We start from the raw sequence: 13,999 nt of genomic DNA, 5'->3' as shown, positions 1-13,999 counted from the left end.
CTCAGGCGGACCGGTCGGTGGCCATCCTGGCCAGCTCGGACAGCCCCTCCTTGGCGGCCGCGTCGATGGGCGCGGCCGCCAGCGCGGCCAGCGCCCGCCGGGTCAGCTCGGCGATGCGTCGCTCCGCTGCGGCCAGTGCGCCCACCGACTCGATGACCCCGCGCAGCCGGTCCACCTCGGCGTCGGTCAGCTGCGCCCCGATCGAATCGCGTAACAGCTTGGCGGCCAACGGGTCTGACTTATCCGCAAGTTCCACCGCCTCGGCCAGCAGCACGGTGCGCTTGCCCGAGCGCAGATCGTCGCCCGACGGCTTGCCGGTCACCGCCGGGTCCCCGAACACCCCCAGCACGTCGTCACGGAGCTGAAACGCCACGCCGAGGTCCGCCCCGAACCGGCCGAAGACGTCGTGCACGTCGGGTCGGTCGCCGGCGGCGGCCGCCCCCAACTGCAGCGGTCGCGACACGGTGTAACAGGCGGTCTTGTAGGTGTCGACGTTCATCGCCGACGCGATCGACTCGGCGGCGCTGGCTTCGTTGACGATGTCCAGGTATTGACCGCCCAGCACCTCGGTGCGGATTTCGGCCCACACGCGCCGGACGCGCCGCGCGGCCTCGGGGGACAGGTCGGCGCGGAAGACGATGTCGTCGGCCCAGGACAGCGCGAGGTCACCGAGCAGGATGGCGGCCGACATGCCGAACCGTTCGGGCGAGCCGCGCCACTGCCGGTTGCGGTGCAGCTGGGCGAACTGGACATGAGCGGTCGGCCGGCCGCGGCGGGTGGAGGAGTCGTCGATCACATCGTCGTGCACCAGCGCGCAGGCGTGCAGGAGCTCGAGTGCGGAAAACAGCAGCAGCGCTTCCGAAGTGGGCTCCCCGGTGGCAACGGCGCGCCAGCCCCAGTAGGCGAAGGCGGGCCGCAGCCGCTTGCCGCCGTTGAGCACGAAATCCTCGAGGGCTGCGACCAGGACCTCGTAGTCGTCGCCGATGTAGGCGGTGTCGGAACGCCGCTCGTGCAGGTACCGCCGAAGTCGATCGGTGATCGCGCCGGTCAACTCGACGGTTGCCGCTGCCGCTGGGGCTTTTGGGCTCAGCGCGGCGCCCCTTTCTCCCTCGACGTGGCTCGATGTGTGGCGGGCCCGACCAGTGTATTCGGCGCGGCACCGGAGATCTTGCCCACATCGCGCGGGCGGGACGCCGCGTTTGCTTCGACTGCCTCACTATTCCCCCGTAAGTGGGCGGTACCCCCACGCCTATGCTGGCGGGGGTGTCGGGGCCGTCCGCCGCTATGCGGCCGGGGAACGCCCCAAAGCCACTAGTCGTCGGATGGAGAGAGGCCGCGTGACACTCAACACCATTGCGCTTGAGCTGGTGCCGCCCAACGCCGATGAAGGCCGGGAGCGGGCGCTCGAGGACGCGCGAAAGGTGGTGCAGTACTCGGCGGAATCCGGTCTGGCCGGCCGGCTTCGGCACGTGATGATCCCCGGGATCATCGCCGAGGACGACGACCGTCCCATCGCGATGAAACCCAAGCTGGACGTGCTCGACTTCTGGTCGATCGTCAAGCCCGAGCTGACGGGACTGCACGGCCTGTGCACCCAGGTCACCGCCTTCTCCGACGAGCCGACGCTGCGCAAGCGGCTCACCGATCTGCTCGGCGCCGGGATGGAGGGCGTGGTCTTCGTCGGCGTCCCGCGCACCATGAACGACGGCGAGGGATCCGGCGTCGCGCCGACCGACGCCCTGTCGATCTATCGCGACTTGGTGCCCAACCGCGGCGTGATCCTGATCCCCACCCGCGACGGAGAGCAGGGCCGGTTCAACTTCAAGTGCGACCAGGGCGCGACCTACGGCATGACCCAGCTGTTGTACTCCGACGCGATCGTGGGATTCCTGCGCGAATTCGCCAAAAACACCGATCACCGGCCGGAGATACTGCTGTCGTTCGGTTTCGTCCCCAAGTTGGAGAGCCGGGTCGGCCTGATCAACTGGCTGATTCAGGACCCGGGCAACGCGGCGGTGGCCGACGAGCAGGAGTTCGTCAAGCGGCTGGCCGGCAGCGAACCGCCCCGGAAGCGCCAGCTCATGGTCGACCTCTACAAACGCGTGATCGACGGGGTGGCCGAGCTGGGTTTCCCGCTGAGCATCCACCTCGAGGCGACCTACGGGGTGTCGGCGCCTGCCTTCCAGACGTTCGGGGAGATGCTGGCGTACTGGTCACCCGCCGGGCAGGGCTAACCAGGTGGGTGGTCGCGGGGTGTGGTGACCCGCGGCGAGCGGTCGCGGTTCATCCAGGCCAGCAGCGCGACCACGCCGGCGGCCGCAAACGACGCGATGCCCAGCCATACGCCCGCCCCGGTGAACGAGCGGGTGTTCGGGTCGGTGTAGCGGGCCTGGGCGGTCATGGTGCTCACCACGCCCGGCTTGAGCTTCCAGGAGACCACCGTGGACTCGACCCGGTCGCCGTTGGTGGAGGTCACCACGCCCGGGAAGGCGACGGTCAGCTCGACGTCGGCTTCGGAGTCGGTCAACGAGGTCAGGTCCGCGCGACCCTCCAGGATCACCATGTTGCCGTTACGGCGCAGCGACAAATTCACGCCCTGCGCGTCGGAGTTCATGTTGGCTAGCTGCGGCAACTCGGCGAAGGTCAGATCGGAGAACACCGCTTGGGATCCGACGTAGCCGTCGCTGTCGTAATTCGACACCGCCACCTTCTGGCTGAACGGCAGGTTGTTGCTGTCGAGCTGGGGGCCGGTGTCCTTGGGGGTCTTGGGTTTAGCGGCGGCGACGATCTCGCCGGACACCAGGTCGTCGGGCGAAATGGTCAACGACGCCCTGACCCGCAGGCACCCGGTGGCCAGCGGCACCAGCATGAGCAGCATCGCGATGGCCACCACCCGGCGCCGCCGCGCGGTGAATCCTCGGCTTCGGGACGGGGCAAGGCTGGCGCGCACCAGGTCATCGTGCCAGATGCCGGCGCTCACAGCGGCAGCTTGCGCCCCAGGATCGCGAATGCCCGTGGGTCGCCTGCGAAGTGGTACTGGCGGATGACGTCGGTGAACCCCAGGCGCCGGTACAACCGCCAGGCGCGGTTGGGCTCACCGGTGGTCTCCGGCGTGGACAGCAGGACATTCTCTTCGGACCGGCCCGCGAGAAGCCGCCGGGCCAGCGCCTCACCGAGGCCGCGACCCTGCGCCCGCGGATGAATGTGCAGCTCGGTCAACTCGAAATAACTGTTCATCAGGCCCGCGATCTCCTGGGGCGGTAGACCGCCGCGTTGCAGGCCGAGGATGACCTGCTGTTGCCACCACTGCCCGGGCGCCCCCGGGTAGCCGTAGGCCACCCCGAGCAAGGGCGCGTTGCTCAGTTCGGCGGCCGGCGGGTTCGCCGCGTCCGCGCCCTCGCCCAGCTCGGCATCCACGACGCCCACCCCTCGCCAGCCGCTCCGGCGGATGTGCTCGAGCCACATCCCGGCACGCTGATTTTCGGTGCCCCGCGGGTAGCGCATCGCGTCGACGTACACCTTGAGGGCGTCGCCGAGACGGCGCTCCATGTCGGTGGGCGGCAGATCGATGAGGAAGATCGCCAACTCGCGGTGTCCTCCTCGTCCGTGCCCGGGTGTTGCTGTGCGCCGGGGTTTCGCGCGCCCCCAGCCCTCACCGCCATTATCGGACCCGGGTGAGGATGGTTGACGGGCGGTCGCGGCAACGAACCCACGAGCCACCACGGGCGGAAGCCGGTTGTAGCGCACGGCCGTTCCGGCTCGGCTGGGGGCGGGGCCGCGGCCGGGATAGAATCGCCACCGAACCAGTGGTATGGCGCAGAATGACCTCGTATCATTCAATTAGTTGCCCCGCAACGGGACATCCGCGTGCTATCGATGGTTACGCGCCAGACTGTCGGCAAGGAGGGACGAATGCCACTCTCCGATCATGAGCAGCGGATGCTCGATCAGATCGAGAGCGCTCTCTACGCCGAAGATCCCAAATTCGCGTCGAGCGTCCGCGGCGGAGGGTTCCGTGCACCCACCGCGCGCCGCCGCCTGCAGGGCGCGGCGCTGTTCGTCATCGGACTGGCAATGTTGGTTTCCGGCGTGGCCTTCAAAGCGACCATGATCGGAAACTTCCCGATTCTCAGCGTCTTCGGATTCATCGTGATGTTCGGCGGCGTGGTGTTCGCCATCACGGGTCCCCGGTTGTCCGGCCGGCCCGACCACCCAGGATCGGCGCCCGGGTCGGTGCGCCAGCGCCGCGCCAAGGGTGGCGGGGGATCGTTCACCAGCCGTATGGAAGACCGGTTTCGTCGCCGCTTCGACGACTAGCGGCATCGCCAACCCGACGGGATAGCCATATCGGCTATCCCGTTTTCATGCCCGGTCCCTGGCCGGCCGCGCCCGGCGACCGGCGCGATCATCACAGACACACCCCGGCAGCTCGGCGATCGCCGGGCCGTCGATGCCGTTTTGACGCCGAATCGAGCCCCAACCGAGCTGCGAGGCAGGACTTGAGCCCCACCGGGCCCCACTGAGGCCCCCCACTTCGCCCCACGCACCGCTCCGAGGCGCTGTGAAGTGCAGTTTTCACCTGATTGTCGGGGCGTCCCGCGTGAGCACCGGACGCTTCGTCCGGGGGTGTGGGCGGCCGGACGTGGCAGGTAACTTGGAAAACGACGCCGCGACACTCCAGGAATGGGGCGAAGTGGGGGATTGTGGGGTATGGTGGCTGCAGTGTTTGGGTGACCCCGAGTGGGAGGTGAGCTGGTGTTTCTCGGCACCTACACGCCCAAACTCGACGACAAGGGGCGGCTGACATTGCCCGCCAAGTTCCGCGACGCACTGGCAGGGGGGTTGATGGTCACCAAGAGCCAAGACCACAGCCTCGCCGTCTACCCGCGGGGGGAATTCGAGCAGCTCGCGCGCCGGGCGAGCAAGGCCTCCCGCAGCAACCCCGACGCCCGTGCGTTTCTGCGCAACCTCGCCGCCGGCACCGACGAGCAGCATCCCGACGCGCAGGGACGTATCACGTTGTCGGCCGACCACCGCCGCTACGCCAACCTCTCCAAGGATTGCGTGGTGATCGGAGCGGTCGACTACCTGGAGATCTGGGATGCGCAGGCATGGCAGGACTACCAGCAGACCCACGAAGAGAACTTCTCCGCGGCAAGCGATGAAGCACTCGGCGACATCATCTGAGGCGCATGCCCGTGCAACGTGGCCTCTGCCCGAACCGACCCTGGCGTACTTCCCCAACGCCAGGTTCGTGCCTTCGGACAGGGACCTCGATGCAAGGGCGCCGGCCCTCCGGGCCGCCGAGGGGTCAGGGGCATTCGGCCCGACCCGGGGAGGTGTTGCGGTGGTTGACGATTCACCGGACTTCGGGCATGTGCCCGTCCTGCTGGACCGCTGCGTCGAACTGCTCACCCCGGCGCTGACCCGCAACCACGCCGACGGCGCGGGTGCGGTCCTCCTCGACGCCACCCTCGGCGCCGGCGGGCATGCCGAACGGTTCCTGACCGACCTGCCGGGGCTGCGGCTGATCGGACTCGACCGCGATCCCAGCGCGCTGGAAATTGCCCGGGCCCGGCTGGCGCCTTTCGCCGACCGGGTCACGCTGGTGCACACCCGCTACGACGGCATCGCCGCGGCACTGGCCGAATCCGGTTACGGTACAGCCGGATCGGTTGACGGGATGCTGTTCGACCTCGGGGTGTCTTCGATGCAGCTCGACCGCGCCGAGCGGGGCTTCGCCTACGCCCAGGACGCGCCGCTGGACATGCGGATGGATCCCGAGTCGCCCTTGACGGCGGCCGACATCCTCAACACCTACGACGAGGCGGCGCTGGCCGACATCCTGCACCGCTACGGCGAAGAACGGTTCGCGCGCCGCATCGCGACACAGATCGTGCGCCAGCGCGCCCGCACCCCCTTCACGTCGACCGCGGAGTTGGTAGCGCTGCTCTACCAGGCGATTCCGGCCCCCGCCCGGCGCACCGGGGGGCATCCGGCCAAGCGGACCTTCCAGGCCCTGCGGATCGCCGTCAACGACGAACTGGATTCGTTGCGCGGCGCGATCCCGGCCGGTCTGGACGCGCTCGCCGTCGGTGGACGCATGGTGGTGCTGGCCTATCAATCGCTGGAAGACCGGATCGTCAAACGGTTGTTCGCCGATGCGGTCGCCTCGCGTACCCCGGTGGACCTGCCCGTCGAACTCCCCGGCCACGAGCCGCTATTCCGGTCGCTGACCCACGGCGCCGAGCGTGCGGACGCCGCCGAGGTGGAACGCAATCCCCGCAGCGCGGCGGTGCGGCTACGAGCTGTGCAACGGGTCCAGCAGGCAACCGGAAAGGGCGACGCATGAAAGCAAAGCGGGAGACGCCGAATCGTCGCGGCGGACGCGACGGTTCCGCCCGGCGGAGCAGGCGCTCGGCCGCCGATCCCGGCCCCGTGCGACGGCCCCGGCCCGGGCGGACCTCGGCGCCCACCCGCGAGAGCCGCGCGCCCAAGTCCGGACCGCAGACCAGTCCCATCGCCCGGCCGGTCGAGCGGCCGGCGCGGCCCAAGAGTACCAGCCAGGCCAAGGCCCGCGCCAAGGCGCGGAAAGCCAAGGCGCCCAAAGTTATTCGCCCTCGCCTGAGTGAGCGTTTGGCGGCCCGGCTGGCCGCGATCGATCTGCGGCCCCGCACTCTGGCGAGCAAGGTCCCCTTTGTCGTGCTCGTCATCGGCGCGCTCGGCGTCGGGCTGGGCCTGACGCTGTGGTTGTCCACGGACTCCGCCGAGCGCTCGTATAAGTTGAGCCACGCGCGGGAGAAGACCCGGCTGCTGCAACAGCAGAAGGAGGCGCTGGAACGCGATGTGCGCGAGGCGGAATCGGCGCCGGCGCTGGCCGAGGCGGCCCGCAAGCAGGGCATGATCCCGACGCGCGACACCGCGCATCTGGTCCAGGACCCGTCCGGGAACTGGGTGGTGGTCGGCACACCCAAGCCGGCCGACGGGGTGCCGCCCCCGCCGCTGAACAGCAAGCTCCCCGAGCAGGGTCCGCCGCAGCCCGTGGCGCCGCCGGCGCCTCCCGCGGAGGTTCCGGTCCGGGTGCAACCCGACCCGGTGGCGGCGCCGCCGGCGCGCTCGGGACCCGAGGCGCTGTTGCGCGCTCCGGACGGATCGTCGACGCTGGGCGGCCAGCACCTGGCACCGGCCGGACCCCAGCTGCCGGGCCTGCCGGGCGCGCCGGCCCTCGGGCAGGCGCCGGGTGCCCTGCCCGCGCCGGGTGCGCCGGTACCGGGGCTGCCCGCGCCCTCGCCGGGACCCGCGCTCGCCCCGGTGCCCGCCGAGGTGCCGATCCCGCTGGGCGGCTTGCCCATTCCGCCGCCCGGGCAGGTGCCCGCACCGTTACCCGCGGAGGTGCCGGTTCCGGTGCAACGCGCGCCCGCGGTTCCCCAAGGGATCGTCCCCGCCGCTCCCGTCGCTCCCGTCGCTCCGGTGCTCGTGCCGCAGCCCGCGGCGCCGGGCCCCGTTGTGACACCGGGTGTGCCCCGGTGAGCCGCGGCGACTCGAAGCGCACCCGCCGGTCGCAGCCGACGCGCGGTCCCGGTAAGGCGCAGGACCCCAAGGGGCTTCGCCAGCCGAAGCGGCGCGCGAAGCAACCGAAAGGCCAGGACGTCCGGGAGCCGAAGAGGTTCCGGAAATCCAAGCCAGCCAAGGACGCCGGGAAAGCCCGCCCGGCCGACCGGCCGGACGCGGTGGCGACCGGGCACTCGGCGCGGGAGCGGCGCACCCGGCAACTCGTGCAGGCGGGCGGCCGCGGCGCGTCGTTCGTCTTCCGGCATCGGGCCGGCAACGCGGCCATCGGGGTCTTGATCGTGGTGGCGGCGGTCCAGTTGTTCGTCCTGCAGGTCACCAACGCGCCATCGCTGCGCGCCCAGGCCGCGGGCCAGCTCAAGGTCACCGACGTCGAGAAGGCCGTCCGCGGCAGCATCGTCGACCGGAACAAGGATCAGCTGGCGTTCACCACCGAGTCGCGGGCGCTGACGTTCCAGCCCAAGAGGATTCGCAAGCAGCTGGAAGAGGCCAAGAACAAGAACTCGGTGGCCCCCGATCCCCAGCAGCGGCTGCGGGACATCGCCCAGGAGGTCGCCACCCGGCTGGGCAACAAGCCGGACTCGACGACCGTGTTGAAGAAGCTGCAAAGCGACGAGAACTTCGTGTATCTGGCGCGCGCCGTCGACCCCGCCGTCGCCAGCGCCATCTCCGACAAGTTTCCCGAAGTCGGTTCGGAGCGACAAGACCTGCGGCAGTACCCCGGCGGATCGTTGGCGGCCAACATCGTCGGCGGCATCGACTGGGACGGTCATGGGCTGCTGGGGCTGGAGGAGTCCCTGGATTCGGTGCTGTCCGGAACCGACGGCTCGGTCACCTACGACCGTGGGTCCGACGGTGTCGTCATCCCGGGCAGCTACCGCAACCGGCATCGGGCGGTCAACGGTTCGACGGTCCAGCTCACCCTCGACGACGACATCCAGTTCTACGTGCAGCAGCAGGTCCAGCAGGCCAAGAATCTCTCTGGGGCACACAATGTCTCGGCCGTCGTGCTGGACTCGAAGACCGGCGAAGTGCTGGCCATGGCCAACGACAACACGTTCGACCCGTCCCAGGACATCGGGCGTCAGGGTGACAAACAGCTGGGCAACCTGGCGGTGTCCTCACCCTTCGAGCCCGGGTCGGTGAACAAGGTCATCACCGCCTCTTCGGTGATCGAGTACGGCCTGTCCAATCCGGACGAGGTGCTGCAGGTGCCCGGGTCGATCCAGATGGGCGGGGTGTCCATCCACGACGCGTGGGACCACGGCGTGATGCCCTACACCACCACGGGTGTGTTCGGAAAGTCTTCCAACGTCGGCACGTTGATGCTCGCCCAGCGCGTCGGCCCGGAACGCTTCTACGACATGGTCCGCAAATTCGGTCTCGGCCAGCGCACGAACGTGGGCCTGCCCGGTGAGAGCGCGGGGCTGGTGCCGCCCATCGACCAGTGGTCGGGCAGCACCTTCTCGAACCTGCCTATCGGGCAAGGCCTTTCGATGACACTGTTGCAGATGGCCGGCATGTACCAGACCATCGCCAACGACGGGGTGCGCATACCGCCGCGGATCGTGAAGGCCACCATCGCGCCGGACGGGACCCGTACCGAGGAGCCGCGTCCCGAAGGGGTGCGGGTGGTTTCACCGCAGACGGCCCAGACCGTGCGCAACATGCTGCGCGCCGTCGTGCAACGCGATCCGATGGGTTACCAGCAGGGCACCGGGCCCGCCGCCGCGGTGACGGGTTACCAGATGGCCGGCAAGACGGGGACCGCGCAGCAGATCAACCCCGCGTGCGGCTGCTACTTCGACAACGTCTACTGGATCACCTTCGCCGGCATGGCCACCGTGGACAACCCGCGCTACGTCATCGGCATCATGATGGACAACCCGGAGCGCAACGCGGACGGTACGCCGGGCCACTCGGCGGCCCCGCTGTTCCACAACATCGCCGGCTGGCTCATGCAGCGCGAGAACGTGCCCCTCTCGCCGGATCCCGGCCCGCCGCTGACGTTGCAGGCCACCTAGCTGGCCGGAGACCATCGCTCGTGCGGTGACGGCGTCGGGTGTGCGCGCAGGGCGGGATTCGGGGCCCGAATCCCGCCCTGCGCGCACACTGAAGGCCCTCGACGCACACTCGATTGACGAGGCCACCTGGGTGGCGGGTGCCTCTCGGTAGGGTGTCATGGCCGATCATGAGGATCACGCGGCGTCTGCAGGGAGGTGTGAACAGGTGGTGTCGGTGCCCACTGATTTGCGCCCAGGCGCCGGCGCGGGGACGCGCCTGCCCGCGCTGGCGGCCCAGGTCGGGGCGGTACCCGCGGACGAGGACACCGCCGTTCCCGACGTGGCCGTCACCGGCGTGACGCTACGCGCCCAGGACGTGCGGCCCGGCGACCTGTTCGCGGCGCTGACGGGCGCCTCGACACATGGGGCCCGCTACGCGGCCGAGGCTATCGAACGCGGCGCCGTCGCCGTGCTCACCGACGCCGCCGGGGTCGCGGAGATGGGTGGCTCGGCGGCGGCCGTGCCGACGCTGGTGCACCCGGCGCCCCGCACGGTGCTGGGCTCGCTGGCCGCCACGGTGTACGGCAACCCGTCGGAGCGGGTGACGGTCGTCGGGATCACCGGTACCGCCGGCAAGACCACGACGACGTATCTGGTCGAATCGGGGCTGCGCGCCGCCGGCCGGACGGCCGGCTTGATCGGCACGATCGGCATCCGCATCGACGGCGCCGACGTTCCCAGCGCGCTGACCACTCCCGAGGCGCCCGCCCTGCAGGCCATGTTCGCCGCGATGGCCGAACGCGGGGTGGACACCGTCGTCATGGAGGTGTCCAGCCACGCGCTGGCGCTCGGCAGGGTGGACGGCACCGGGTTCGCGGTGGCCGGCTTCACCAACCTGTCCCGCGACCACCTCGACTTCCACCCGACCATGGCCGACTACTTCGAGGCCAAGGCGAAGCTGTTCGACCCCGCGTCGCCGCTGCGGGCCCGCACGGTGGTGGTCTGCATCGACGACGACGCCGGGCGGGCCATGGCCGCCCGGGCCGGTGACGCGATCACCGTCAGCGTCGCCGGCCAGCCCGCGCACTGGCGCGCCATGGACGTGATCCCGATGGGCGCCGGCGGGCAGCAGTTCACCGCGATCGATCCCGCCGGCGTGCGCCACCGGGTCGGCATCCGGCTGCCGGGGCGTTACAACGTCGCCAATTGCCTTGTTGCACTGGCGATTCTGGATTCGGTGGGAGTGTCGCCGGAGCAGGCGGCGCCCGGGCTGCTGGAAACCCGGGTGCCCGGCCGCATGGAGGAGATCGACTGCGGCCAGGATTTCCTCGCGCTGGTCGACTACGCCCACAAGCCCGAGGCGCTCCGTTCGGTGCTGGCCAACCTGCGCCGCCCCGGTCGCCGGCTCGCGGTCGTGTTGGGGGCGGGCGGTGACCGCGATGCGGGCAAGCGGCGACCGATGGGTGAGATCGCCGCGGAGCTGGCCGATTTCGTCGTCGTCACCGACGACAACCCGCGCAGCGAGGACCCCGCCGCCATTCGGCGGGAAATCTTGGCCGGGGCGCGCGGCGGCAACGCCGAGGTCGTCGAGATCGGTGACCGCCGCGCCGCGATCGATCGCGCGGTGGCCTGGGCGCGCCCCGGCGACGTCGTGGTGGTCGCGGGCAAGGGTCACGAGACCGGCCAGCGCGCCGGGGGCGAGACCCGTCCCTTCGACGACCGGGTGGAGCTCGGCGCGGCCCTCAAAGCTTTGGGGGCGCGGCCGTGATCGACCTGACCGTCGCCGAGATCGCCGACATCGTGGGCGGCACGCTGGCCGACATCTCGCCACAGGCCGCGGCAGAGCTCCGCGTCACGGGCACAGTCGAATTCGACTCGCGCGCGGTCGGCCCCGGCGGGCTGTTCCTCGCGCTGCCGGGAGCGCGGGCCGACGGGCACGACTACGCGGGCGCGGCGGTGGCGGCGGGCGCGGTCGCGGTGCTGGCCGCCCGGCCGGTGGGGGTGCCCGCCATCGTGGTGTCCCCGCAACCGCGGACCGACGGCCGCCCCGACGGTGGCCTGGCCGGGGTTCTCGAACACGACTCCGACGGCTCGGGCGCGGCGGTGCTGGCGGCGCTGGCCAAGCTGGCCAAGGCGGTGGCCGCGGAGCTGGTGGCGGGCGGGCTGACCATCATCGGGATCACCGGCTCGTCGGGGAAGACATCGACGAAAGACCTGGTGGCCGCCGTGCTCGGGCCACTGGGCGAGGTGGTGGCCCCGCCCGGGTCGTTCAACAACGAGCTGGGGCACCCGTGGACGGTGTTGCGCGCGACGCGCCGCACCGAGTACCTCGTTCTCGAGATGTCGGCCCGCCACCCCGGCAACATCGCCGCGCTGGCCGAGATCGCCCGGCCGGCGATCGGCGTCGTCCTCAACGTCGGCACCGCCCACCTGGGCGAGTTCGGCTCGCGGGAAGCCATCGCGCGCACCAAATCCGAACTGCCCCAATCCGTTCCATCGTCCGGTGTGGTGATCCTCAACTTCGACGACCCGGCCGTGGCGGCGATGGCCCGCGTCACCGATGCGCGCGTGGTGCGCGTCAGCCGGTTCAGCCACACCGATTCGGGGCCCAGCGACGTCTGGGCCGACGGAGTGTCGCTGGACGAACTGGCCAGGCCCCGCTTTACCCTGCACGCGATGGACAGCCGAGGTCCTGTGGAGGTCGACGTGCAGCTGGGCGTCTACGGCGACCACCAGGTCACCAACGCGTTGTGCGCGAGCGCCGTCGCGCTGCAGTGCGGCGCCACCGCCGAGCAGGTCGCCGCCGCGCTGGCGCACGCCGGGCCCGTGTCGCGGCACCGCATGCACGTGACCACCCGCGCGGACGGGGTCACGGTGATCGACGACGCCTACAACGCCAACCCCGACTCGATGCGGGCCGGGCTGCAGGCGCTGGCCTGGATCGCCCACGCGCCGCAACCGGGCCACAGCGCCGACGCCGGCGAAAAGCGCAGGAGTTGGGCGGTGCTGGGCGAAATGGCCGAGCTCGGCGAGGACGCGGTGGCCGAGCACGATCGCATCGGCCGGCTGGCGGTGCGCTTAGATGTGTCTCGACTTGTCGTCGTGGGAAGTGGGAGGTCGATGAGCGCCATGCACCACGGAGCGGTCATGGAGGGCTCGTGGGGGGCCGGGGCCGATCGGGGGGCCGTCATCGTGGCCGACGCCGACGCCGCCCTGGCGTTGCTGCGGGCCGAGGTCCGGCCCGGCGACGTGGTCCTGGTGAAGGCCTCCAACGCGGCCGGTCTGGGTGCGCTGGCCGACGCGCTCGCCGCAGAGGGTTCCGCGACCGCGAACGGGGGGACGGCCTCGTGAGGCAGATCCTCATCGCGGTGGCCGTCGCGCTCGCCGTGTCAATCCTGTTGACCCCGGCGCTGATCCGGCTGTTCACCCGGCAGGGGTTCGGACACCACACGCGCGAGGACGGCCCGCCCAGCCATCACACCAAGCGCGGCACGCCGTCGATGGGCGGCGTGGCCATCCTGGCCGGCATCTGGGCGGGCTACCTGGGCACGCACCTGGCCGGGCTGGCGTTCGACGGGGAGGGCGTTTCCGCCTCGGGTCTGCTGGTGCTGGGCCTGGCCACCGTGCTCGGCGGCGTCGGTTTCCTCGATGACCTGATCAAGATCCGCCGGTCGCGCAACCTCGGGCTGAACAAGACGGCCAAGGCCTTGGGGCAGGTCGCGGCCGCGGTGCTGTTCGGCGTGCTGGTGTTGCAGTTCCGCAATGGCAGCGGGTTGACGCCGGCCAGCTCGGACCTGTCCTACGTGCGCGAGATCGCCACCGTCACTTTGGCTCCCGGGCTGTTCGTGTTGTTCTGCGTGGTGGTGGTCAGCGCCTGGTCCAACGCGGTCAACTTCACCGACGGGCTCGACGGGCTGGCGGCCGGGTGCATGGCGATGGTCACCGCCGCCTACGTGCTGATCACCTTCTGGCAGTACCGCAACGCCTGCGTCACCGCGCCGGGCCTGGGTTGCTACAACGTGCGCGACCCGCTGGACCTGGCGCTCGTCGCGGCCGCCACCGCGGGCGCCTGCATCGGCTTCTTGTGGTGGAATGCCGCTCCCGCAAAGATTTTCATGGGGGACACCGGGTCGTTGGCGCTGGGCGGCATCATCGCGGGCCTGTCGGTCACCAGCCGCACTGAGATCCTCGCCGTCGTCCTGGGGTCGCTGTTCGTCGCCGAGGTCACCTCCGTGGTGCTGCAGATCCTGGCGTTCCGGACCACCGGGCGCCGGGTGTTCCGGATGGCGCCCTTCCATCACCATTTCGAGCTGGCCGGCTGGGCCGAGACGACGGTCATCATCCGCTTCTGGCTGCTGACGGCCATCACCTGCGGTCTGGGCGTGGCCCTGTTCTACGGCGAGTGGCTGGCCGCGATCGGTGCCTGA

General features: G+C 70.5%; 12 protein-coding genes. 9 read left to right on the top strand and 3 right to left on the bottom strand.

Annotation, left to right across the window (positions count from 1 at the left end; translation table 11 throughout):
- Position 1: 1 nt before the first annotated feature.
- Complete coding sequence (idsA2, locus tag G6N37_RS09160; protein ID WP_163678939.1) at positions 2-1,051, bottom strand: bifunctional (2E,6E)-farnesyl/geranyl diphosphate synthase; 1,050 nt, start codon at positions 1,049-1,051, stop codon at positions 2-4.
- Positions 1,052-1,337: 286 nt separating this feature from the next.
- On the opposite strand from idsA2, the gene G6N37_RS09155 reads away from it, so the two are divergent.
- The gene (locus tag G6N37_RS09155) at positions 1,338-2,234 is read left to right on the top strand and encodes a mycobacterial-type methylenetetrahydrofolate reductase (protein ID WP_163678937.1); all 897 of its coding nucleotides are present in this window, start codon (positions 1,338-1,340) and stop codon (positions 2,232-2,234) included.
- On the opposite strand, the gene lppM is transcribed toward G6N37_RS09155, so the two are convergent.
- The gene (gene lppM, locus G6N37_RS09150) at positions 2,231-2,878 is read right to left on the bottom strand and encodes a lipoprotein LppM (RefSeq protein ID WP_163684796.1); all 648 of its coding nucleotides are present in this window, start codon (positions 2,876-2,878) and stop codon (positions 2,231-2,233) included. The genes G6N37_RS09155 and lppM overlap by 4 nt on opposite strands.
- Before the next feature lie 98 nt (positions 2,879-2,976).
- Positions 2,977-3,585 (bottom strand): GNAT family N-acetyltransferase, encoded by a 609-nt coding sequence (locus tag G6N37_RS09145; RefSeq protein WP_163678934.1) that lies wholly within the window; start codon positions 3,583-3,585, stop codon positions 2,977-2,979.
- Positions 3,586-3,912: 327 nt separating this feature from the next.
- Between G6N37_RS09145 and G6N37_RS09140 the strand changes: the two genes are divergently transcribed.
- The 8 genes from G6N37_RS09140 to mraY all read left to right on the top strand — a co-directional run bounded on the left by G6N37_RS09140 (position 3,913) and on the right by mraY (position 13,999).
- Positions 3,913-4,317 (top strand): DUF3040 domain-containing protein, encoded by a 405-nt coding sequence (locus tag G6N37_RS09140; RefSeq protein ID WP_163678930.1) that lies wholly within the window; start codon positions 3,913-3,915, stop codon positions 4,315-4,317.
- Between the two features lie 438 nt (positions 4,318-4,755).
- Positions 4,756-5,187 (top strand): division/cell wall cluster transcriptional repressor MraZ, encoded by a 432-nt coding sequence (gene mraZ, locus G6N37_RS09135; protein ID WP_007170790.1) that lies wholly within the window; start codon positions 4,756-4,758, stop codon positions 5,185-5,187.
- Positions 5,162-6,352 (top strand): 16S rRNA (cytosine(1402)-N(4))-methyltransferase RsmH, encoded by a 1,191-nt coding sequence (gene rsmH, locus G6N37_RS09130; RefSeq protein ID WP_163678928.1) that lies wholly within the window; start codon positions 5,162-5,164, stop codon positions 6,350-6,352. The genes mraZ and rsmH overlap by 26 nt, the downstream gene beginning before the upstream one ends.
- Positions 6,349-7,530, top strand: coding sequence for a hypothetical protein (locus G6N37_RS09125; RefSeq protein ID WP_163678925.1), 1,182 nt, complete (start codon positions 6,349-6,351; stop codon positions 7,528-7,530). Before rsmH ends, G6N37_RS09125 begins: the two co-directional genes overlap by 4 nt.
- Positions 7,527-9,593, top strand: coding sequence for a peptidoglycan D,D-transpeptidase FtsI family protein (locus G6N37_RS09120; protein WP_163678922.1), 2,067 nt, complete (start codon positions 7,527-7,529; stop codon positions 9,591-9,593). The genes G6N37_RS09125 and G6N37_RS09120 overlap by 4 nt, the downstream gene beginning before the upstream one ends.
- Positions 9,594-9,750: 157 nt before the next feature.
- Positions 9,751-11,340 carry a UDP-N-acetylmuramoyl-L-alanyl-D-glutamate--2,6-diaminopimelate ligase gene (locus G6N37_RS09115; protein ID WP_163678919.1) on the top strand — a complete coding sequence of 530 codons (1,590 nt, stop codon included), beginning with the start codon at positions 9,751-9,753 and terminating at the stop codon, positions 11,338-11,340.
- Positions 11,337-12,923: a UDP-N-acetylmuramoyl-tripeptide--D-alanyl-D-alanine ligase gene (locus G6N37_RS09110; RefSeq protein ID WP_163678916.1), complete on the top strand. Its 1,587-nt coding sequence runs from the start codon at positions 11,337-11,339 to the stop codon at positions 12,921-12,923. Before G6N37_RS09115 ends, G6N37_RS09110 begins: the two co-directional genes overlap by 4 nt.
- Positions 12,920-13,999, top strand: coding sequence for a phospho-N-acetylmuramoyl-pentapeptide-transferase (mraY, locus tag G6N37_RS09105; protein WP_163678914.1), 1,080 nt, complete (start codon positions 12,920-12,922; stop codon positions 13,997-13,999). Before G6N37_RS09110 ends, mraY begins: the two co-directional genes overlap by 4 nt.

The organism is Mycobacterium seoulense (assembly GCF_010731595.1).
GTDB lineage: Bacteria > Actinomycetota > Actinomycetes > Mycobacteriales > Mycobacteriaceae > Mycobacterium > Mycobacterium seoulense.
This window is presented reverse-complemented; position numbering and strand designations above follow the sequence as displayed.

Excerpts from the sequence above, each read along its gene's own strand:
- lppM (WP_163684796.1), bottom strand. The coding sequence starts at position 2,878 with ATGCTGCTCATGCTGGTGCCGCTGGCCACCGGGTGCCTGCGGGTCAGG.
- G6N37_RS09140 (WP_163678930.1), top strand. The coding sequence starts at position 3,913 with ATGCCACTCTCCGATCATGAGCAGCGGATGCTCGATCAGATCGAGAGC.
- rsmH (WP_163678928.1), top strand. The coding sequence starts at position 5,162 with ATGAAGCACTCGGCGACATCATCTGAGGCGCATGCCCGTGCAACGTGG.
- G6N37_RS09125 (WP_163678925.1), top strand. The coding sequence starts at position 6,349 with ATGAAAGCAAAGCGGGAGACGCCGAATCGTCGCGGCGGACGCGACGGT.
- G6N37_RS09115 (WP_163678919.1), top strand. The coding sequence starts at position 9,751 with ATGGCCGATCATGAGGATCACGCGGCGTCTGCAGGGAGGTGTGAACAG.